The sequence below is a fragment of the Arthrobacter sp. MPF02 genome (assembly GCF_046605375.1).
Lineage (GTDB): Bacteria > Actinomycetota > Actinomycetes > Actinomycetales > Micrococcaceae > Arthrobacter.
Genome location: NZ_CP176772.1, coordinates 1,993,329 through 2,013,965, shown reverse-complemented (window position 1 = coordinate 2,013,965; position 20,637 = coordinate 1,993,329). Strand labels below are relative to the sequence as shown.

Here is a 20,637-nt window from a genome sequence, read left to right as displayed (position 1 = left end):
CCTGCCGGCTGCACGGATCCAAACCAGTAAGGTAGATAAGTGACTTTACCCCTGCACCTTCCCCAGACTTCCGGGGCCACGCCCTCCGCACTGCGGCTCTTTACGTCCGAGTCGGTCACCGAAGGCCATCCCGACAAGATTTGCGACCAGATCAGCGACGCCATCCTTGACGCCCTGCTCGCTGCTGACCCGGAATCGCGGGTAGCTGTCGAAACCATGGCCACCACCGGGCTGGTGCACGTGGCCGGCGAAGTCACCACCGACGCGTACGTGGAAATTCCCCAGATCGTCCGCGAGACCATCCTGGGCATCGGGTACGACTCCTCCGCCAACGGATTCGATGGCGCACGCTGCGGTGTCTCAGTGTCCATCGGACAGCAGTCCAACGACATCGCCGGCGGCGTGTTCAACTCCCTTGAGGCCCGTGAGGGACGCCAGGAGGACGACTACGACCTCCAGGGCGCCGGCGACCAGGGCCTGATGTTCGGCTACGCCAGCGATGAGACCCCCTCGTACATGCCCACGCCCATTTGGCTGGCGCACCGCCTGTCCGAGCGGCTGACGGAAGTCCGCAAGTCCGGCGAGCTGCCGTACCTTCGTCCCGACGGAAAGACCCAGGTCACCGTCGGCTACGACAAGGACCTCCCGGTCTCGGTCGAAACCGTGGTGATTTCCAGCCAGCACGCCGAGGGCGCCAGCCTGGACCGGCTCCGGGCAGACCTGGCCGCCGTCGTCATCGACCCGGTCCTCGCCGGAGCCAACCTGGATGTCTCGCGGGTCTCGAACATCCTCAACCCCGCCGGTGAGTTCGTCATCGGCGGACCAGTGGGTGACGCGGGCCTGACCGGACGTAAGATCATCGTCGACACCTACGGCGGCATGGCACGGCACGGCGGCGGCGCCTTCTCCGGCAAGGATCCGTCCAAGGTGGACCGCTCCGCCGCCTACGCCATGCGCTGGGTTGCCAAGAACGTGGTGGCTGCCGGCCTGGCCAAGCGCGCCGAAATCCAGATCGCCTACGCCATTGGGCAGGCGCGTCCGGTAGGCACCTACGTGGAAACCTTCGGTACCGAAACTGTGGATCCTGCCCGCATCAGTGCGGCCATCGCGGAAATCTTCGACCTCCGGCCGCGTGCCATCATCGACGCCCTGGACCTGAAGCGGCCCATCTACGCCAAGACGGCGGCGCATGGCCACTTCGGCCGCGATGAGCCGGATTTCACCTGGGAGCGCCTGGACCGGGTGGACGAACTGAAGGCATTCTTCAACGCCTAGCCACGCGCCGGGCAGGACGGCCCGGAATGTCAGTGCCTGGTGTTTGGCTGGCCATGTCCACCCGGAAGCTGAACGGAGGTAGCACCGGTGGTTGCCGACAGGTCCGTCCAGTCCGGATCCGATGTTCCCGTCATACCCAAACAGGCCGTCCAGCCTTCCCTGCTCCAGGGATTTCCGGCGCGGAAGCTGGCTGCCGGCCTACCCCTGGCCAGCCACCTGCCGGTCGCCAGGGTATTGGTGGAGTCGTCCTTGCCCCATCTGGACCGGCCCTTCGACTATGCCGTTCCGTCCGCCCTGGATCAGGCTGCGCAGCCCGGGGTCCGGGTCAAGGTCAGCTTCAGCGGCCAGGACCTCGGCGGTTACCTGCTGGAACGGGTCGCGGAATCCGATGCCGGCGGCACGCTGGTGCCCCTGGCTAAAGTGGTTTCCCCGGTCCCGGTCCTGACGCCCGCCGTACGGGAGTTGGCAGGCGCCGTGGCCGCCAGGTATGCGGGAACTGTCAGTGATGTCCTCCGGCTGGCTGTTCCGCCCCGGGTTGCCCGCCTGGAAAAGGAGTATCCGGACCCTGGCCCCCAGGCACCGCCCCTGCCGGAACACGCAACCCCGAACGGCGGGGCCAGCCTGCCTTCGTCCGGGGACTCCGCCTGGGCTGCGTACCGTAACGGCCCGGCTTTCCTCCGGCACGTGGCGGCCGGCGGTTCCCCCCGCGCCGCCCTCAATCCGTTGCAGGGGTTCGGCCCGGGCGGCTGGCCGGGGATGCTGGCAGAAGCTGCTGCCGCCGCCTATGCTTCCGGCCGCGGAGCCGTCCTGGTCGTTCCGGACTACCGGGACCTGGACCGGCTCGAGGCGGCGCTGGCCGGACTCCTGCCCGCTGCCGCCGTCGCCCGGCTCGCCGCCGACGATGGCCCCACCCCCCGCTACCGGAACTTCCTGCGCCTCCTGGCCGGCGAAGCGAGGGTTGCCATCGGCACCAGGTCAGCGGCGTTCGCGCCGGTCCGCAACCTTGGCCTGGTGGCCTGCTGGGACGACGGCGACGATCTCCACATCGAGCAGCGCGCACCGTACGCCCACGTACGGGAGGTCCTGCTCCTGCGGGCGGAGCAGGAAGGTGCAGCCTGCCTGCTGGCCGGACATGCCCGCAGCACCGAGGTCCAGCGCCTCGTTGACGCGGGCTGGGTTCTCCCCGTTGAGTCGGACCGTCCGGCCGTCCGCCGTACCGTGCCCCGGGTAGTGAACACTGCGGACAGCTTTGAGCAGGAGCGCGACCCGCTGGCCCTGGTGGCACGCCTTCCCGGGGCAGCCTGGCGGGCTGCCAAGGACGGCCTGGAGCGGGGACCGGTCCTGGTGCAGGTTGCCCGGGCAGGCTATGCACCGTCGCTGGCTTGCGAAACCTGCCGGGAACCTGCCCGCTGCCCGGCCTGCAAGGGGCCCCTGGCGCTGGGCGGCACATCGGCGATGCCGCAGTGCCGCTGGTGCTCCACACCGGCCCCCGACTGGAAGTGCCCGCACTGCGGCGGGAGACGGATCCGGAAGGGCGCCACCGGCGTGCTGCGCACTGCGGAAGAACTGGGCCGCGCCTTTCCCGGAACAACCGTCATCACCTCCTCCGGGGACCAGGTGAAAGCAACGGTCAGTGCCGGCAAAGCCCTGGTGGTGGCCACCGTGGGGGCAGAACCTGTGGCTGATGCCGGCTATGCTGCAGCCCTGCTGTTGGACGGCGATTCCCTGCTGCGCCGCGAGTCCCTGCGGGCCGGAGAGGACACGGTGCGGCGCTGGTTCAACGCGGCTGCCCTGGTCCGCCCGGGCGCAGACGGAGGACTCGTGGTGGTCACGGCAGCGGACACCGCGGCCGTCGGCGCCCTGCTGCGCTGGGATCCCGCCGGCTATGCCCAGCGGGAGCTTTCCCTGAGGTCCGAACTGCAACTGCCGCCGGCAGTGCGCCTTGCCTCCGTCACCGGGCCAAGGGCCGCCGTCGAACACTACACCGGTGCTGTGGAAGCGGAACTCGGAACGGCCGGGGTCAGCTTGCGGACTGCGGGGCCCGCACCGCTGTTACCCGTCGGGCTGCCGCCGGAACGGCGCTCAGCGGAGGAAGTGCGAACCCTGCTCTTTTTCCCTTTCACCCAGGCGGCCGTCGTCGTCCGCGTGCTCCGGGCCGCCCGGGCAGCGGCAGCGGCCAAGCGCCTGACGGAGCCGGTCCAGCTGCGCCTCGACGGCGTGGATGTGCTCTAGCGGCGCCGCCGCCTGACAATTTCGGCGGCCACGTCCACCAGCTGGCGGGCAGATTCGTCCCAGCTGAACTGGCGTGCGCGGGAAACAGCCCGCCGGGATGCTTCCTGCCACGCTTTCGGGTCCTGCAGGGCGGCGACAGCCTGGGCGAACTGATGCGGGGAATCCGGATCAACGTAGGAGGCCGCGTCGCCGCCCACCTCGCGGAAGATCGGAATGTCGCTGGCGACTACGGGCGTGCCAACGGCCATCGCCTCCACCAGCGGAAGCCCGTATCCTTCCGCCCGGGACAGGCTCACCAGGGCCGTTGCCGTCCGGAGCAAGGCTCCGTACTCCTCGTCCGTGACGCCGTTGTGGAAGACCACGGATGCGCCTTCCGGCACCAGGGCCTCCAGCCCTGCCCGACGCTGCGGCGTGATCCTGCTCAGCAGGTGAAGCGTGTAGCCGGGCAGGTCCGCCATGCCGGCCACCATGGTTTCCACGTTCTTGTACGGCATGAATGAACCCATGTACACCAGGGACTTCTCTGCCCCCGCCTCGGCCGGGCGCGGATTTTGTTCGGGCTGCGGGGCATTGCCGATGATCCGCACCGGACGCCGGGTCAACCGGTACTTCGCGATCAGCGCTTCGGTGGTCCTGCTGATGGTGGCCACCGTGTCTGCCCGGTCCAGCAGCAGGCGCTGTGGCCAGAACGCCTTGTGGTAGAGCCGCCAGAGCAGCCGCACGGGCGCGGGCAGGAACCCCGGCGGCTGCGGGTGCTCGTAGTAGATCAGGTCGTGCAGGGTGAGCACCAGCCCGTACTTCCGGCCCCAGGTTCCCATGGTCTGCATGGGACACACCACAACATCGGCGCCCAGGGCGTTCACCTTGCGCGCCACAAACAGCTCCAGCGGGGAGAGCGGACTGCTGATCAGGGTGTACGGGACGTCCGGCAGGAGCGCCAGCTGCCTGACGTCGGAGATCAGCATGGACACATCGGCGATCTTCGCTGCGGCCGCAATGAGGCTTGCGCCGTACCGGCTGATGCCGTCGTGGTGGTCCGTCCTGGTGAAACGGGCATCAATGACGATTTTCACGCGGGGTGGTCCTTCAGGAAGTTGCGGATGTAGTGTGCTGCCGGCCCGGGGGTCTCGTAGTGGATGAGGTGCCCGACGCCGGGAATCACCTTGAGCTCGCCGTCCGGCAGCAGCGCCGCAAGGCGGTGCTGGTCCGGGAGCGCGGCGATCTCGTCCTTTTCCCCGGCGATCAGCAGGACCGGGAGGTTGAGCTTGTGCGCCACTTCAGCGACATGGCTGCTGACGGATGCGGTGAACGCTTCGAGGAGGCTGTCGCGGTCCGCGAAGGCGCTGAAGTAGGCGTGGTGCTGGCCGTGGATGAAACCGCGGAGCTGACGGTCCCGGGTCTTGGCCATCGTCTCGCTCATCACCCGGACAATGAGCGGGTTCCGCAGCAGTGCCAGCCCTGCCGCACGGGGGAGCCGGGCGGCGAGCCGGTAGTACAGCACGGCCAGCCGCGTCATGAACCCCTTTGCACCCTCCAGCGCGGGGGCGGCAATGGGGTTGATGAGGATCAGCGGATTCACGGCGTCCGGGTGGCCCGCCACGAAGTGTGCAGCGATGATGGATCCGAATGAGTGGCCCAGGAGTACCGTGTCCGGTCCGAGGTCCAGGGATGCCATGAAACCGGTGATGAACCGGCCGTAGCGCTCCACGGAATGAACCCCCGAGCGGAAGGCCTCCGACCTGCCAAAGCCGGGGAGATCGGGCATGACGATCCGCATCCCGGGAAGCTGGTCGGCCACCCGCAGCAGGCCGTGGTGGTCGCCGCGGAAGCCGTGGATCACCAGGATGGTACGGGTTTCCGGTGTGGCCTGCTCAGGCTCGTAAGTCCAGTACGCGACGGTGGAGCCGTCCAGTTCCACAGTCGAGGCGGTGGTGCGCGCTGCCAGGCCGGGACTGATGTAGGCGGGCGCGGGGGAGCGGCCGGGATTGCTGGTTTCCATACGGTCCTAATTCACGTTGTCCGGGTGTGAGCCGGTGCGGTGGCCCCGCTCCAGGCCTGCGAGCGCCGCCATATCCCGCTCGGACAGCTCGAAGCCGAAGACGTCGAAGTTTTCCCTGATACGCGCTTCAGAACTGGCTTTGGGAATGGCAACGTGCCCCAACTGCATATGCCACCGGAGGATGACCTGCGCCGGGGTCCTGCCGTGTTCCGCGGCGCAGGCTTTGATGACGGGATCATCCAGGACCTGCCCCCGGCCAAGGGGACTCCATGCTTCGGTCATGATGCCCAGTTCCTTGTGCTTGTGCCGCAGTTCCTCCTGCTGCAGCCAGGGATGCAGTTCCACCTGGTTGACGGCGGGTACCACCTCCGCTGTCTGCAGCAGACGGTCCAGGTGGGCGGGCTGGAAGTTGCTGACCCCTATGGCGCGGACCCGGCCTTCCCGGTACAGCGTTTCGAGGGCGCGGTAGGTGTCAGGGAACAGGCCCTTCCGGGGACAGGGCCAGTGGATGAGGTACAGGTCCACATAGTCCAGGCCGAGGTTGACCATGGAATCATCGAAGGCCCGCAGTGTGGCGTCGTAACCGTGGTGGTCATTCCATACCTTGGTGGTGACGAAGACGTCCTCCCGGGACAGGGCTGGAAATAGCTCGCCGGAACCACCGCTGCCTGCCCCGGGGCTGAGTTGCGGATTGATGCCGCGTGCAACGCCCAGCTCATTGCCGTACATTGCGGCCGTATCGAAGTGGCGGTAGCCGGCTGCGAGGGCCATGGCCACGAGGCCTTCCGCGGAGGCCGGCGGCACCTTGTACAGCCCGAAGCCGAGCTGGTGGATCAGCACACCGTTGTTCAGGCTGAGCCGGGGTGACATTCTCATGGCATCGACTCTACCCATTCAGGCCCGCCAGCCCTTCGAAACCCACCAGCCTCCGCGCGGTGGCTTCGTCCAGGATCAGATCCGTGGCCAGGTTCGCCGCGAGGGCGCCGCGCAGGCCGTTAATCTTCGAGACGCCGGAAACCACGCAGATGCGGCGCCGGACCTGCCGAAGCTGTGACAGCGCCGGCCCTGTTGAGCGCTCGTTGAGGACGATACCGTCGGATGACCCGTCCGCCCGGAAGAACACCGTGGCTACGTCTCCCACCACGTCAGAGGTGGCCAGCGTGTTCAGGTCATCCTCGTCCAGGTACCCGCCGGCGTACACATGGCTGGGGTAGTCGGCGTGCACTGACCCCACCCCGAAGATGGCGATGCTCATCTTGGCCTGGAGCTCAAGGATGCGTTGCACGCTGCGTTCGTTCCACATTGCCGTTTTGGTGGCCGCGTGGTCGAAAAACGCAGGTACCGGGAACTGTTCAACCCGCGCACCGTAGGCGCTGCCGAACCGGCGCATGATGTCGCTGGCATAGGTAATGCCGGTGGTGTGCATGTTGCCCGCACCGTTGAGCTGCACGATCACGCTGTCATGGGTAATTTTCCTGGTCAGGTGCCGGCTAACCGCGCTGAGCGTGGATCCCCAGGCAACGCCGACAATTGCGTTCGAGTCCACCAGCGGACCGATCGTGCGCGCCGCCTGGATGGCAACCCGGTCCAGGGTTTCCGCCTCGTTAAGGGTTTCGAGGACCGGAACCACATGGACGTCCACGTTGTACCTCCGCCGGATCATGCCCTCCAGCTCCGGCCCTGTGTCCAGCGGGTTCCGGATCTGCACCTGGACCAGACCCGACTCGCGCGCTGCGGAGAGCAGGCGGGACACTGTGGACCGGGAGGTGCGGAGCTCCCGCGCGATCGCGTCCATGGTGAGGTCCTGCAGGTAATACATCTGTGCAGCCCGGAGGGCATCAGCGTGCCGCGAAGAGTCCATTGATTATCCGTCCTGCACGTTTGTGCATAGTCCTTGACGCCATTTTCCATTGCTCCAAACAATAGATGAGAACGCCGTCCCACCTTTCGTGTGGCCGGACCTCCACGAAGTCCAAGGGAGCAGTTTTGGGACCCAAAGATTCCGCTGTCCATCACCCCGTCTCCGCACCAGGCCCCGCAGCCGAACGCAGCTCCGTCCAAACCCTCCGGAGGCGGCCGCATGCAAGGGTGCTTGTGGTGGGAGGCGGAATCAACGGCGTCGGTATTTTCCGTGATCTGGCCCTGCAGGGCGTGGATGTGGCTCTCGTGGAGCGGGGCGATTACTGCCAGGGAGCCAGTGGCGCTTCGTCCCATATGATCCACGGCGGCATCCGCTACCTCGAAAACGGCGAGTTCCGGCTGGTCCGGGAATCGGTGGTGGAGCGGAACCGCCTGCTCCGGATCGCACCGCACTACGTCAAGCCGCTGCAGACCACCATTCCGGTCTTCAGCACTTTTTCCGGCGTGTTCTCCGCTCCGCTTCGCTTCCTGACGCACAAGCAGCAGGGCAGGCCGAAGGAGCGCGGCGCGTTCCTGATTAAGTTGGGCCTCAGCCTGTACGACTCGTTCTCCCGCGACGGCGGCAGCGTACCGCGGCACCAGTTCCGCGGCCGGAAGGCAGCGCTGGCTGAGCTCCCGGATCTCCGCCCGGAGGTAAAATACGCAGCCACCTACTTTGATGCATCCGTGCATAATCCCGAACGGCTGACCCTTGATGTCCTGCAGGACGGTGAAAAGGCCGGCCGGGATGGTGCCGCCCGCGCCAGCAACTACGTCTCATTGCTGTCCATGACGGATCGTCCCAACCCGGGCACCGGCCGGGGCGGCACGGTCCGGCTGCGCGACGAGCTGACGGGCGGGGAGTTCGACTTCACGGCCGACGTTATCGTCAACACCACGGGCGCATGGGTGGACCTTACCAACGCGGCCATGGGACAGGCCTCGACCTTCATGGGCGGAACCAAGGGTTCCCACATCGTGCTGGACAACCCGGCGCTGCTGGCCGCCTGCCGGGGCCGGGAAATCTTCTTCGAACACACGGACGGGCGGATTGTCCTCATCTACCCGATGGGGGACCGGGTCCTGGTGGGAACAACGGACGTGGACGCCGATATGGCCGAGGACGCCGTCTGCACCGACGAGGAGATCACGTACTTCTTCGACCTGATCGGCCATGTGTTCCCCTCCATCCCGGTTAACCGCGGACAGATTGTCTACACGTTCTCCGGCGTACGGCCGCTTCCGCGCCACGACGCCACTTCGCCCGGCTTCGTCTCGCGGGACTACCGGATCGAACGGCGCGGCCCGGCAGCCGACGCAACAGGCGCCGTCGTGCTCAGCCTGGTAGGCGGCAAGTGGACCACCTTCCGCGCGCTGGCCGAGCACATGACCAACGAGGTCCTCACCGAACTGGGCCTGCAACGGAAGGTGTCCACGGCGCAGCTTCCCATCGGCGGAGGTGCCGGATTCCCGGTGGATGAAGCGGGCGTGCAGCAGTGGATCAAAGCGCACATGGCCCACGGCAGGGACGCCGACCGCACGGCCGGGCTGCTGACCCGCTACGGCACCCGTGCGGAAGCGGTCATGGAGTACCTCGACGCCGGACCCGACCGGCTGCTGCACTCCACGCACGAACTAAGTGTCCGTGAACTCGAATACATGGCCGCCCACGAACAGGTGGGGCACCTGGTGGATGTCCTCATCCGCCGTACCCCGCTCGCGTTCCGCGGGCTGGTCACCGGCGAGCTGCTGAATGAACTGGCAGAGGTGCTGGCCGGACCGCTGCACTGGGACGCAGCAGCGCGGGCCTCGGAGATCAAGCACGCGCAGGACGTGCTGAAGCGGTTCCACCGGGTGGAAACGCACAGCCTGGTCGCTTAGGCCAGGACGCCGGCAAGGGCGGCAACCCGTCCCTGCCAATACGGTCCGCCAAAACCGCGGGGGACCGATAACAAAATAACAAAGGAGTCAAAGATGTCTCTTGGAGTTGTGTTCTTATCGGAAGTATTTGGCACTGCCATGCTGACCCTGCTGGGTTGCGGCGTGGTGGCAAACGTCGCCCTGCGCGGAACGAAGGGCAACAGCGGCGGATTCCTGATGGTCACATGGGGCTGGGGTGTCGCCGTCTTCGCGGGCGTCTACGTGGCCGCCAAATCGGGTGCCCACCTCAACCCTGCCGTAACGCTGGGCCTGCTGGTCAACGGCAAGACCGAATACGCTCCCGGCGTGCCCGTTGATGCCGCCACCACACTCACATACTTCGGCGGGGAACTGCTGGGCGCGTTCCTTGGCGCCGTTGTGTGCTGGCTGGCCTACAAGCAGCACTTCGACGCCGAGGAGACGGTTGCCAGCAAGCTGGGCGTGTTCTCCACCGGCCCCGCCATCCGCTCTACCCCGTGGAACCTCGTCACCGAAATCATCGGCACGTTCGTACTCGTGTTTGTCATCCTCACATTCGGCGGGACGCCGTCGGGCCTTGGCCCGCTGGCAGTTGCCCTGCTGGTGGTCGGCATCGGCGTTTCCCTCGGCGGGCCCACCGGATATGCCATCAACCCCGCCCGTGACCTCGGCCCCCGCATCGCGCACGCCGTACTCCCCATCCGGGGCAAGGGATCCAGCGACTGGGGCTACTCCTGGATCCCGGTTGTCGGCCCCCTGGTAGGCGGCGCCCTCGGCGGCATCGTCGCCAGGTACGCGCCGGTGATCGTCACCGCCGCGTCCTGATTTTCCCGTCCCCCAGCCCTCCATCAAGACCAAACAAGACTAGACAAGGACGTCATCATGAACCAGTACGTGATCGCCATCGACCAGGGCACCACCAGCACCCGCGCCATCATCTTCGACCACAGCGGGTCGATCGTGTCCTCCGGCCAGATGGAACACGAGCAGATTTTCCCCAAAGCCGGCTGGGTGGAGCACAACCCGGCTGAAATCTGGGACAACACCCGCGAGGTCATCGCCTCCGCCCTGTCCAAGGCGAACCTGACGCGGCACGACATTGCCGCCGTCGGGATCACCAACCAGCGGGAGACCGCAGTGGTGTGGGACCGGACCACGGGCAAAGCCGTGTACAACGCCATCGTCTGGCAGGACACCCGCACCCAGGACATCGTGGACGAGCTGTCCAGGGACGGCGGGGCCGACCGTTTCAAGGAAAAGGTGGGCCTGCCCCTGGCCACATACTTTTCCGGCACCAAGATCAGATGGATCCTTGACAACGTCGAGGGCGCCCGGGCAAAAGCCGAAGCGGGGGACCTCGTTTTCGGCAACACCGACGCGTGGGTGCTGTGGAACCTGACGGGCGGGGTGGACGGCGGCGTCCACGTCACGGACGTCACCAACGCGTCCCGCACGCTGTTCATGGACCTGGAGAGCCTGCAGTGGGATGACGAAATCCTGGGCATCTTCGGTGTGCCGCGCAGCATGATGCCCGAAATCCGTTCATCCTCCGAGGTGTACGGCACTGTCCACACATCCCAGCTGCTCCGAGAAACGCCGGTGGCAGGGATCCTCGGCGACCAGCAGGCTGCCACGTTCGGCCAGGCGGCATTCGAGACCGGCGAAGCCAAAAACACCTACGGCACCGGGTGCTTCCTGATCTTCAACACCGGAGAGGAAATCGTCCATTCCAAGAACGGCCTTCTGACCACGGTGGGCTACAAGCTGGGTGACGCCGCGCCGCACTACGCCCTGGAAGGATCGATCGCGGTCACGGGGTCCCTCATCCAGTGGCTGCGCGACAACCTGGGCATGATCAGCAGCGCCCCCGAGGTGGAGACGCTGGCGGCCGCGGTCAAGGACAACGGCGGGGTATACATCGTCCCGGCCTTCTCCGGCCTGTTCGCCCCCTACTGGCGGTCCGACGCCCGTGGTGCGATCGTGGGCCTGACCCGTTTCGTCAACAAGAGCCACATTGCCCGCGCGGCGCTGGAAGCCACGGCCTTCCAGACCCGCGAGGTCCTCGATGCCGTCAACGCCGACTCAGGCGTTCCGCTCAGTGAGTTGAAGGTCGACGGCGGCATGGTGGCCAACGATGCGCTGATGCAGTTCCAGGCGGACATCCTGGGTGTCCCCGTCATCCGCCCCAAGGTCATCGAGACCACTGCGCTGGGAGCAGCCTACGCGGCCGGCCTGGCCGTCGGCTTCTGGAAGGACCTCGGCGAACTGTCCGCCAACTGGTCAGAGGACAAGCGCTGGGAACCACAGCTCGACCAGGCCGAACAGGACCGGCAGCTGCGGCTCTGGCGAAAGGCCGTCACCAAGTCCATGGACTGGGTGGACGCAGACGTCCGGTAAGCGTCACCACGGTGGCCGGGCCGGGGAGGTGATCCCCGGCCCGGCCAGGTCTTTCCAGGGTGCGCTAAAGTAGTTACATGCGTGCGATCCTTCTGCTTAGCTAGCCGCCGGATATCCGAAACAACGGATAACCGCGCGGCAGCCCCTCCATGGTGAGGGGCTTTTGTGTGTCCGGGCAGATTTCCGGGCGGGCAGCAGGAGGATCAGGCCGTTATGGCAGCACAAGCTGCCGTAACAGAACAGAAGAGGGCAGCAGTGGGCGTTCAGCCGGAGACAGAAACCGGAGCAGCAGTGGCAGCGGAAGCACCCGGGGAGGGTACGTACAGCTTCACGGCGATGGAGGCCAAGTGGCCGCAGGTGTGGGAAGACCTGAAGGTTTTCACGCCCGTCGACGACGGATCGCGGGAGCGCCGGTATGTGCTGGACATGTTCCCATACCCGTCCGGCGACCTGCACATGGGCCACGCCGAAGCGTTTGCCATGGGCGACGTGGTGGCCCGCTACCTGCGCCAGCAGGGCTACGACGTGCTGCACCCGATCGGTTGGGACTCCTTCGGCCTGCCGGCCGAGAACGCCGCCATCAAGCGCAACGCCCACCCCAGCGAGTGGACCTACGCAAACATCGACACCCAGGCCGCGTCCTTCAAGCGCTACGCCATTTCGGCCGACTGGTCCCGCCGGTTGCACACCTCTGATCCCGAGTACTACCGCTGGACCCAGTGGCTCTTCAAGCGGTTCTACGAACGCGGGCTGGCCTACCGCAAGGACTCCCCGGTCAACTGGTGCCCGAAGGACCAGACAGTCCTGGCGAACGAGCAGGTTGTCAACGGCGCCTGCGAGCGCTGCGGCACCACTGTCACCAAGAAGTCGCTGAACCAGTGGTACTTCAAGATCACCGACTACGCGGACCGGCTGCTCGACGACATGGAGCAGCTGCGCGGCCACTGGCCGGAGCGCGTCCTGGCAATGCAGAAGAACTGGATCGGCCGTTCCGAGGGTGCGCACGTCAACTTCGTGATTGAAGCCGACGGCGGCAAGCCCGCCAAGGAAGTCACGGTGTTCACCACCCGGCCGGACACCCTGTACGGCGCCACCTTCTTCGTTGTGGCGGCGGATGCTCCGCTGGCCGTGGAACTCGTCACCGACGAACACGCCGCTGCCCTGGACGAGTACCGCGAACGGGTCAAGGCGCTGTCCGAAATCGAACGGCAGTCCACCGAGCGGGAAAAGACCGGTGTGTTCACCGGGCGCTATGCCATCAACCCGCTGAACGGTGAAAAGCTGCCTGTCTGGGCCGCCGACTACGTCCTCGCCGACTACGGCACCGGGGCCATCATGGCTGTGCCCGCGCACGACCAGCGCGACCTGGACTTCGCCCGCACCTTCGGCCTGCCTGTCCGGGCCGTACTGGACACCGGCGAGGAGGATCCCGCGGTGTCCGGTGTTGCCACCGCCGGTGAAGGCACCCTAATCAACTCCGGCGGGCTGGACGGCCTGCCCAAGGCTGAAGCCATTCCGGCCGCCATCGCCATTCTGGAGCGCCAGGGTACAGGGGAGAAGTTCGTCAACTTCCGGCTCCGCGACTGGCTGCTCAGCCGCCAGCGCTTCTGGGGCACCCCCATTCCCATCATCCACTGCCCGTCCTGCGGCGAGGTGCCGGTTCCCGACGAGCAGCTGCCCGTCACCCTGCCCTCGGACCTGCGCGGCGAGGACCTCGCGCCCAAGGGCACCTCGCCCCTGGCTGCTGCCGAGTCCTGGGTTAACGTGGAGTGCCCCTCCTGCCACGGTCCGGCCAAACGTGACACGGACACCATGGACACCTTCGTCGACTCGTCCTGGTACTTCCTGCGCTTCGTCTCGCCCCAGTACACCGAAGGTCCCTTCGACCCGCAGAAGATCAACGACTGGATGCCGGTGGGCCAGTACGTGGGCGGCGTGGAGCACGCCATCCTGCACCTGCTGTACGCCCGTTTCTTCACCAAGGTCATCAACGACCTCGGCATGATCGAGGCCAATGAGCCCTTCAGTGCGCTGCTGAACCAGGGCCAGGTGCTCAACGGCGGCAAGGCCATGAGCAAGTCCCTGGGCAACGGCGTGGACCTGGGGGAGCAGCTGGACAAGTACGGCGTCGACGCCGTCCGCCTCACCATGGTCTTCGCCTCCCCGCCCGAGGACGATGTGGACTGGGCAGACGTGTCGCCGTCCGGGTCGGCCAAGTTCCTGGCCCGCGCCTGGCGCCTGGCGCAGGACGTGGCCAGTGCACCGGGTACCGATTTCACCGGCGGCGACCGTGCCCTCCGTTCCGTGACGCACCGCACCATCGCCGACGCCGCGGAACTGCTGGACGCCAACAAGTTCAACGTTGTGGTGGCCAAGCTGATGGAACTGGTCAACGCCACCCGCAAGGCGATCGACTCCGGTGCAGGCAGCGCTGATCCCGCCGTTCGGGAAGCAGCCGAAGCCGTAGCCGTCATCCTCAGCCTTTTTGCCCCCTACACCGCCGAGGACATGTGGAACATCCTGGGCCACCCTGCCTCGGTGGCGAATGCCGGCTGGCCCGCCCACGATCCTTCGCTGCTGGTCCAGGCCACGGTAACCGCGGTTGTGCAGGTCCAGGGCAAGGTCCGGGACAGGCTCGAGGTGTCACCTGACGTTTCGGAAGACGAGCTGCGGGAACTGGCGCTGGCCTCGGAAAACGTCCAGCGCGCCATGGACGGCCGCGGCATCCGCACGGTGATTGTCCGGGCACCTAAACTGGTCAACATCGTCCCGGCCTAGCAGTTGCGCCGGATCCGGCCACCGGAAGCATCCGGTGGCCGGCCACTCCGACCGGGAGGCCTGTTGACCGAGAGTTCCGCTGCTGCCTGGCGGTGGTTCCGCGCCCGGCTGGCCGGCCTGCGCTTCGCGCCGCGTCCGCGCACCGACGGCGTCCACTTCGCCGTCGTAAGGACGGCCGTCGTCACAGATTCCGCTGCCGCCCTGCCGGCCTCCTGGGTTGCCGGGCTCGGGGTGGAAGGACTGCTCTCGGTCATTCCCATGCCCGTGATGGTGGGGCAGGACATTTACGGCGAGGGTGAAGACGACATCCGGGAGACCATCGCGCTGGCGCTGGCCACAGGTACCCCGGTCAAGACGTCCAGGCCGTCCCCCGGGCAGTTTGAGCAGGCGTACCGCGCCGCCCTGCGCCAAGGGTACGAGTCGGTCGTCTCCATCCATATTTCCGGCGATCTTTCCGGCACTGCGGACGCCGCGCGCCTTGCCGCGGCCCGGGTGGACATTCCCGTGGAAGTGGTCGACTCCAGGACGGTAGGCATGGCCCTGGGCATGGCGGTGCAGGCCGGCGTGGAAGCGGCAGCCGCCGGCGCCGGCGCTGCCGAGACAGCCGCTGCCGCTGCGGGCCAGGCCGGACGGACACGGGTGTACTTCTATGTCCCCAGCCTGGAGCAGCTTCGCCGCGGCGGGCGGATTGGCGCAGCCGCGTCCCTCCTGGGAACCATGCTGGCCATCAAGCCCATCCTCGCAGTAGAGGGCGGCAAGATCGTTCCGCTTGAAAAAGTGCGCTCGTCCGCGCGGGCGGTGGCGCGGCTCGAGGAGGTCGTGGCTGCCGAGGCGCAGGCGCACCCCGGAACGTCTGTCCGGCTTGCCGTCCACCATTTCGGGAATCCGGCGGAGGCCGAAAGCCTTGCCGTCCGGTTGGCGGCAGCGCTTCCGAAATGCCCGCCCGCCCAGATCAGCTCGCTGCCCGCCGTGCTGGCCGCCCACGCCGGCCTTGGTGTCCTGGCGGTCATCGTCGGCCGGGACAGCGGGGCCGGCGCATCGTTACCCGGTTCCCCGTAGGCTGTCCACATAGCAGCGGACCTCCTGTCCTGCCCGGGAGCGTTTCCATAGCCTGAAGTTATGTCGCGCCGGGATGCTGAAGCAGGTGGTCCGGCGCGCCATGCCAGGGCCAGGCTCCAGGCGACGCTGGGCGGGGGGCCGCGCGGGCTGCTGACGCAGGAGATTGCAGGCCAGGAGTTTGAATACCGGGACCCGGGCAATGCTGCTTCAAACAGTCCGCGCCCTGACTCCCGGCCGGGCGGGGACGCGGAGCCGGCGGAGGCGGGGCCGGTACTGCGCTGGCGGCTGGCACTGCGTGCCGCCATCCTGCTGGGAGTCCTGGCTGTGGCTGCAGCACTGTTCTTCTGGTGGCAAACGTCCTCCGGCCGGCCGGAGGTCCTTCCCCTGGCCGGTGCCGCCAGCACGGAAGAAGCACTTCCTGGCGGCACTGTGGGCGAAGGCGCCGGCACTGCCGCTGATGCCGGCGCTGTGGGCAGCGCCGATCCTGGCGCCTCCGGAGCCGGTACCGTCGTGGTCCATGTTGCCGGGGCCGTCTCGTCTCCCGGCGTTGTGCAGCTGCCGGCGGGAAGCCGGGTTCACGAGGCCATTAATCACGCAGGCGGTGCCACCCCGGATGCAGACCTGAACCGCCTCAACCTGGCGCTCGTCCTTGAGGATGCCCAGAAAATCCACGTCCCACGGCAGGGCGAAGACACTCCAGCGGCTCAGGACCAGTCCGGCATACCCGGTCCTGCCGGCGGGGAAGCGGATCCGCCCGGTTCCAAGGTCAACCTCAACACCGCGGGTGTCGCCGAGCTGGACGCCCTGCCGAAGGTTGGTCCTGTGCTGGCGCAACGGATAGTCGACTGGCGCGAGGAACATGGGGCGTTCAAAAGCGTTGATGAACTGGACGCCGTGGACGGTGTGGGACCGAAGATGCTCGAGTCGTTGCTGCCCCTGGTGACGGTGTGACGTGGGCGGCCAAGAGAAACGGGCAGGGATGGTTGCCGGTGCGGGGCGCCGGAGGTCCAGCCCGTGGAGCAGGTTTATTGAATCCGCCGTTACCGCCGGTGAAGCCCGGGGCGCCGGCACCGGGCCGGCCACCACAAGCCTCCCGCATGGCGGACAGAAGCCGCCTGCCGTCAAGGAGCTTCGTGCACGCATCACAGGGTACCTGAAGAGAGGCTCCGGCGCCGGGGAAGGAGGAAACGGGGACGGCGCCGGGAGGAAGTTCCCGCGCCGCCGTACCGATATTCGCCTTGCGTTGCCCGCGGCCATGGTCTGGGCGGCCTCCGTTGCCGGGCTGTGGCTGCCGCCGTTGCCCCTGGCCATCCTGTGCCTGGCCGGAGTATGCACCGCAGCAGTACTGCTGGCCACTGTGCTGCGGACAAAACCGGCCAGCCGCTATCCTGCGAGGCGCAGTTTCGCTGCGACCACCGCTGCTGGCCTCTTGCTGTCGGCCGCTGCCGCAGCGCATTCCTCCGCGGCCTCGAGCCAGCGCTTCGACGGTCCACTTGCCGAAGCCATAGCGTCGGGCAAAACAGCGGTGGCCGTCGTCGAGGTGGCGGGCGCCCCGCGTGCCCTGGGCATGGCGGGACAGGCAGGGCCGCCGGTGCGGTGGTCAGTGCCGGTATGGACGGCGGACGTTGCCACCGGTGGCATGCTGCTCCGAACACGCGCACAACTTGTGGTTACGGGCACGGGCGAGTGGGGCACTTTGGTGCCGGGCCAGACAGTGCGGGCCACAGGGAAACTTGCACCCGCCCACCCGGGCAGGGTGGAAGCAGGCACCCTTTCCGCTTCATCACCTCCGGGCAGGGCAACGGGCGGATCAGGGCTTGAGCGTGCCGCGAAGGACCTGCGGATGCGGTTCGTGGCCGCCTCCGCCTTCCTGGCACCGGACGCGGCCGGGCTGCTTCCGGGCATGGTGACAGGGGACACCAGCGCCCTTGACAAGGGACTGGAAAACTCGATGAAAACGGTGGGCATGACGCACCTGACGGCGGTCAGCGGGGCGAATTGCAGCCTGGTACTCGGCGCCCTGCTGCTCGTTGCCCGCGGGGTCCGGCTGCCGCGGGCCTTAGCTGCCGCAGCGGCCCTGGGTGGTTTAGGCCTGTTCGTGATCCTTGTTGGCCCGGACGCCAGTGTCCTGCGGGCGGCACTGATGGGAGGGGTAGCGGTGGCCGCCCTCGCGGGCGGGCGCTCCGGACGGGGCTTGAGTTTCCTCTGCCTGGCGGTGATAGGCCTCCTCCTCATTGATCCCGGGCTGGGCGGCAGCTTCGGTTTCCTGCTCTCCGTCCTCGCGACCCTGGGGATCATCGTGCTGGGACGGCCCCTGGTTGACTGGACCCCGTCTTTTGTTCCCCGCTGGGCTGCCGCGGCGGTGGCCGTTCCCCTGTCCGCGCAGGTGCTGTGCGGGCCCGTCATCGTGCTGCTCCAGCCACAGTTCTCGCCGTACTCGCTCTTGGCGAACGTGGCCGCCGCCCCGCTGGTGGCCCCGGTGACACTGCTGGGTACGGCAGCCGTTCCCATCGTGGCAGTGGCGCCCTGGCCCGCACTTTTACTCATCGCGGTGGCGGGAACTTTTTGTGCTGGCGTTGCCGCCACCGCGCGGTTCGCCGCCGGGCTGCCAGGGTCATCACTGCCGTGGCCGGAAGGGATTTACGGGATGCTGACCATGCTCCTTCTCTCCGGCCTGACGCTGGCTGCTGCCTGGGCGGCCACGCGTCCGGGGCAGGTTGTCCGCCTTGCCCGGGCTGCCCACCGGCGCACGGAAGCCCTGCTTGGACAGGTGGAGCAGCAGCTCACGTTGCTGCGGCACCGCTGCCGCTTTGTCTTCAGCCATGAACGTGGCAGGCTGGAATACTCCACCAGACTCTCCCGAAGGGATCCCCGATGGCCGCTGCGCAAAAGCGAGCAACCCGTTCCCCGGCCCCGGACGCGTCCGCCTGGCGCGAAGCAGCACCGGCGGCCGTGGTCCTGGTCAGCGGGCCGGAAGAGTACCTGGGGATCAGGGCGATGGACAGCATCCGTTCCAAGGTCCGCGCGTCCTCCCCGGACGTCGAAGTGAGCCGCATCAGCGCCGCGGCCTACGAGCCGGGAACTCTGTCCATGCAGGTCAGCCCGTCACTCTTCGGGGAGAACAAGCTCATCGAGGTCGAAGGCGTGGAATCCCTGAACGAGGCGTTCCTGGCCGAGGCCCTTGACTACCTGGGACACCCCGAGCCGGACGCCGTCCTGGTCCTGCGCCACGGCGGGGGTACACGGGGCAAGAAGCTCCTCGACGCCGTCAAGAAAGGGGGCTGGCCCGTCGTGGATTGCCAGCCCCTAAAGAAAGACGCCGACAAAATGGCCTTCGTCAGCGCCGAGTTCAAGGCCGCCGGCCGGAGGATCGACCAGCAGGCCGTCCTCGCTTTGGTCAACGCAGTAGGGGCCAACCTTTCGGAGCTGGCGGCTGCCTGCAGCCAGCTGATAGCCGACGCCGGCTCTGCCGTAACGGCGGACATCGTGGACCGGTACTACGGCGGGCGGATCGAAGCGACAGCTTTTAAGGTGGCGGATGCGGCGATGGCGGGAAACGGCCCTCTTGCCCTCTCCACGCTGCGCCACGCCCTGGCTACCGGGGCGGATCCGGTCCCACTCGTGGCAGCGCTGGCAGCCAAGCTGCGGACAGTGGCCCGGGTGGCAGGCGCGTCCGGTTCTTCAGCCCAGATCGCAGCCGAACTCGGCATGCAGCCCTGGCTGGTGGAACAGGCCCAGCGGGAGGTCCGCCGCTGGACGCCAGAGGGACTCGTCCGGTCCATCCAGGCGACAGCCGAAGCTGACGCGCAGGTGAAGGGGCTGTCCCGCGATCCCGTCTACGCCGTTGAACACGCAGTAACGGTCATAGCTATGTCCGTTCAGGGAAGGTAGGGCTTAAAGACATGTGGCCGATACCCGAGGGTACCGGCCACATCATCAGTTCGCAGGAACTGGAAACCTTAGAGTGCGTTGACCTTCTTGGAGATCGCCGACTTACGGTTCGCTGCGTTGTTCTTGTGCAGAACACCCTTGCTGACGGCCTTGTCCAGCTTGCGGCTGGCAACCTTCAGGGCAGCGGCAGCTGCGTCCTTGTCCGTGGACTCAACGGCGGTGTTGACCGCGCGGATCGCCGTCTTCAGCTCGGACTTGACTGCGTTGTTGCGCAGGCGTGCCTTCTCGTTGGTGAGAATGCGCTTCTTCTGGGACTTGATATTCGCCACGTGTGAACTCTCTTTGTAATGCGGAAATGGTCTAGAGGGCTGTCAGATTGGCCATTGACTGAGCGGCGTGGGGATACCTATGGCGGCCAACCATCAGTGGCCGTCGACCTGCACGGACACACAGCTGAAAATAATAGCAGGTCAGCTCCCCGTCTGGCCATTCCGCAGCCGGCCGCGGAGCTAGGTCCAGCCGTGCCTGCGCCGCAGTCCGGCAGCCACCGCCTCGAACCGTCCCGGCTCCAGCACTGCACCTTCCCGCCGGATCCCTCCGGGACTGATTTGCAGGATGCGGTCCAGCCGTGCCTCACTGGGCCTGGATAGCCGGTCCCAGCCGCCGGCGCCGACGTCCACGTAGTCCCCGGCCGCGGATCCTGCGGGCACCCGGTCCCTGCTGGTGAGCATCAGCCCGAGCAGATAGGGGCCGCTGCGCCCCACGAGAAGTACAGGGCGGTCCTTGCCCCGGGAGTGGTCCTCCTCGTAGGGGACCCAGGCCCACACCACTTCGCCCGGGTCCGGCGCGCCATCGGGGTCCGGTGAGTACCGGACGGACGCGCGCCCGTGGAAATCACCAGGATAGGTGCCGCTGCCATGGCCCGCCCCGGCGGATCCGCGGGGTGCAGCGCCGGATGTCCTTCCGTTTCCGGCCCCCGTGGAACCGCCGGCGCGCAGCAGCCTGAGACCGGCGCGGACGGCGTGGCGAAGGTCCAGGAGTTTGAATGCCATGACGCCACCCTATAACCGTCCCCTGCGCACTGCTGCCGGGATGCGGTGCCAGCGCTCCGGACGTGGGACACTGGAGGTTGACGATGTGCGGCGGACCGCAGGGACCTTTTCGGGTGATCCTGGCGGCATGCCGCGATAAAGCCAACAGTAAGGACC

The 20,637-nt window shown here is 67.1% G+C and carries 16 protein-coding genes; 10 read left to right on the top strand and 6 right to left on the bottom strand.

Annotated elements, in window-relative coordinates:
* The first annotated feature begins 39 nt into the window (after nucleotides 1–39).
* Both metK and ACLH0K_RS09455 read left to right on the top strand, forming a co-directional pair.
* On the top strand, nucleotides 40–1,275 hold the full coding sequence (gene metK / locus ACLH0K_RS09460) for a methionine adenosyltransferase (RefSeq protein ID WP_411373383.1): 1,236 nt from the start codon (nucleotides 40–42) through the stop codon (nucleotides 1,273–1,275).
* An 87-nt stretch (nucleotides 1,276–1,362) separates the two neighbouring features.
* The gene (locus tag ACLH0K_RS09455) at nucleotides 1,363–3,507 is read left to right on the top strand and encodes a primosomal protein N' (protein ID WP_411373382.1); all 2,145 of its coding nucleotides are present in this window, start codon (nucleotides 1,363–1,365) and stop codon (nucleotides 3,505–3,507) included.
* Here ACLH0K_RS09455 and ACLH0K_RS09450 read toward each other — a convergent pair.
* From ACLH0K_RS09450 to ACLH0K_RS09435, 4 genes are read right to left on the bottom strand one after another with little or no spacing between them, the layout of a single operon-like run.
* Entirely contained in the window at nucleotides 3,504–4,580 is a 1,077-nt protein-coding gene (locus tag ACLH0K_RS09450; RefSeq protein WP_411373381.1) for a glycosyltransferase family 4 protein, read from the bottom strand. The two genes, ACLH0K_RS09455 and ACLH0K_RS09450, sit on opposite strands and share 4 nt — an antisense overlap.
* Nucleotides 4,577–5,506 (bottom strand): alpha/beta fold hydrolase, encoded by a 930-nt coding sequence (locus ACLH0K_RS09445; RefSeq protein ID WP_411373380.1) that lies wholly within the window; start codon nucleotides 5,504–5,506, stop codon nucleotides 4,577–4,579. The genes ACLH0K_RS09450 and ACLH0K_RS09445 overlap by 4 nt, the downstream gene beginning before the upstream one ends.
* A 6-nt stretch (nucleotides 5,507–5,512) precedes the next feature.
* On the bottom strand, nucleotides 5,513–6,382 hold the full coding sequence (locus ACLH0K_RS09440; RefSeq protein ID WP_411373379.1) for an aldo/keto reductase: 870 nt from the start codon (nucleotides 6,380–6,382) through the stop codon (nucleotides 5,513–5,515).
* Between the two features lie 10 nt (nucleotides 6,383–6,392).
* The gene (locus ACLH0K_RS09435) at nucleotides 6,393–7,367 is read right to left on the bottom strand and encodes a sugar-binding transcriptional regulator (RefSeq protein WP_411373378.1); all 975 of its coding nucleotides are present in this window, start codon (nucleotides 7,365–7,367) and stop codon (nucleotides 6,393–6,395) included.
* Nucleotides 7,368–7,432: 65 nt separating this feature from the next.
* On the opposite strand from ACLH0K_RS09435, the gene ACLH0K_RS09430 reads away from it, so the two are divergent.
* The 8 genes from ACLH0K_RS09430 (at nucleotide 7,433) to holA (ending at nucleotide 19,429) form a co-directional block, all read left to right on the top strand.
* Nucleotides 7,433–9,286, top strand: a complete 1,854-nt coding sequence (locus ACLH0K_RS09430; RefSeq protein WP_411373377.1) for a glycerol-3-phosphate dehydrogenase/oxidase — start codon at nucleotides 7,433–7,435, stop codon at nucleotides 9,284–9,286.
* A 93-nt stretch (nucleotides 9,287–9,379) separates the two neighbouring features.
* Nucleotides 9,380–10,129 (top strand): MIP/aquaporin family protein, encoded by a 750-nt coding sequence (locus ACLH0K_RS09425; RefSeq protein ID WP_411373376.1) that lies wholly within the window; start codon nucleotides 9,380–9,382, stop codon nucleotides 10,127–10,129.
* A gap of 57 nt (nucleotides 10,130–10,186) precedes the next feature.
* The gene (gene glpK, locus ACLH0K_RS09420) at nucleotides 10,187–11,701 is read left to right on the top strand and encodes a glycerol kinase GlpK (RefSeq protein WP_411373375.1); all 1,515 of its coding nucleotides are present in this window, start codon (nucleotides 10,187–10,189) and stop codon (nucleotides 11,699–11,701) included.
* Between the two features lie 255 nt (nucleotides 11,702–11,956).
* Nucleotides 11,957–14,479 (top strand): leucine--tRNA ligase, encoded by a 2,523-nt coding sequence (gene leuS / locus ACLH0K_RS09415; protein WP_411376449.1) that lies wholly within the window; start codon nucleotides 11,957–11,959, stop codon nucleotides 14,477–14,479.
* Nucleotides 14,480–14,542: 63 nt separating this feature from the next.
* Nucleotides 14,543–15,538, top strand: coding sequence for a DegV family protein (locus ACLH0K_RS09410; protein WP_411373374.1), 996 nt, complete (start codon nucleotides 14,543–14,545; stop codon nucleotides 15,536–15,538).
* 60 nt (nucleotides 15,539–15,598) lie between these two features.
* Nucleotides 15,599–16,489, top strand: a complete 891-nt coding sequence (locus ACLH0K_RS09405) for a helix-hairpin-helix domain-containing protein (protein ID WP_411373373.1) — start codon at nucleotides 15,599–15,601, stop codon at nucleotides 16,487–16,489.
* 1 nt (nucleotide 16,490) lies between these two features.
* Entirely contained in the window at nucleotides 16,491–18,587 is a 2,097-nt protein-coding gene (locus ACLH0K_RS09400; protein ID WP_411373372.1) for a ComEC/Rec2 family competence protein, read from the top strand.
* Nucleotides 18,536–19,429, top strand: coding sequence for a DNA polymerase III subunit delta (holA, locus tag ACLH0K_RS09395; protein WP_411373371.1), 894 nt, complete (start codon nucleotides 18,536–18,538; stop codon nucleotides 19,427–19,429). Before ACLH0K_RS09400 ends, holA begins: the two co-directional genes overlap by 52 nt.
* Before the next feature lie 68 nt (nucleotides 19,430–19,497).
* Here holA and rpsT read toward each other — a convergent pair whose 3' ends face one another.
* Together rpsT and ACLH0K_RS09385 are read right to left on the bottom strand one after the other, a co-directional pair.
* A complete protein-coding gene (gene rpsT / locus ACLH0K_RS09390; RefSeq protein WP_138133777.1) occupies nucleotides 19,498–19,758 on the bottom strand; it encodes a 30S ribosomal protein S20 in 261 nt (86 codons plus the stop codon).
* A 180-nt stretch (nucleotides 19,759–19,938) separates the two neighbouring features.
* The gene (locus tag ACLH0K_RS09385) at nucleotides 19,939–20,481 is read right to left on the bottom strand and encodes a type II toxin-antitoxin system PemK/MazF family toxin (RefSeq protein ID WP_411373370.1); all 543 of its coding nucleotides are present in this window, start codon (nucleotides 20,479–20,481) and stop codon (nucleotides 19,939–19,941) included.
* Nucleotides 20,482–20,637 lie beyond the last annotated feature (156 nt).

Coding starts and splice junctions, on each gene's coding strand:
- ACLH0K_RS09445 (WP_411373380.1), bottom strand. CDS start 5,506: ATGGAAACCAGCAATCCCGGCCGCTCCCCCGCGCCCGCCTACATCAGT.
- ACLH0K_RS09440 (WP_411373379.1), bottom strand. CDS start 6,382: ATGAGAATGTCACCCCGGCTCAGCCTGAACAACGGTGTGCTGATCCAC.
- ACLH0K_RS09435 (WP_411373378.1), bottom strand. CDS start 7,367: ATGGACTCTTCGCGGCACGCTGATGCCCTCCGGGCTGCACAGATGTAT.
- ACLH0K_RS09430 (WP_411373377.1), top strand. CDS start 7,433: ATGAGAACGCCGTCCCACCTTTCGTGTGGCCGGACCTCCACGAAGTCC.
- ACLH0K_RS09425 (WP_411373376.1), top strand. CDS start 9,380: ATGTCTCTTGGAGTTGTGTTCTTATCGGAAGTATTTGGCACTGCCATG.
- glpK (WP_411373375.1), top strand. CDS start 10,187: ATGAACCAGTACGTGATCGCCATCGACCAGGGCACCACCAGCACCCGC.
- ACLH0K_RS09405 (WP_411373373.1), top strand. CDS start 15,599: ATGTCGCGCCGGGATGCTGAAGCAGGTGGTCCGGCGCGCCATGCCAGG.
- holA (WP_411373371.1), top strand. CDS start 18,536: ATGGACAGCATCCGTTCCAAGGTCCGCGCGTCCTCCCCGGACGTCGAA.
- ACLH0K_RS09385 (WP_411373370.1), bottom strand. CDS start 20,481: ATGGCATTCAAACTCCTGGACCTTCGCCACGCCGTCCGCGCCGGTCTC.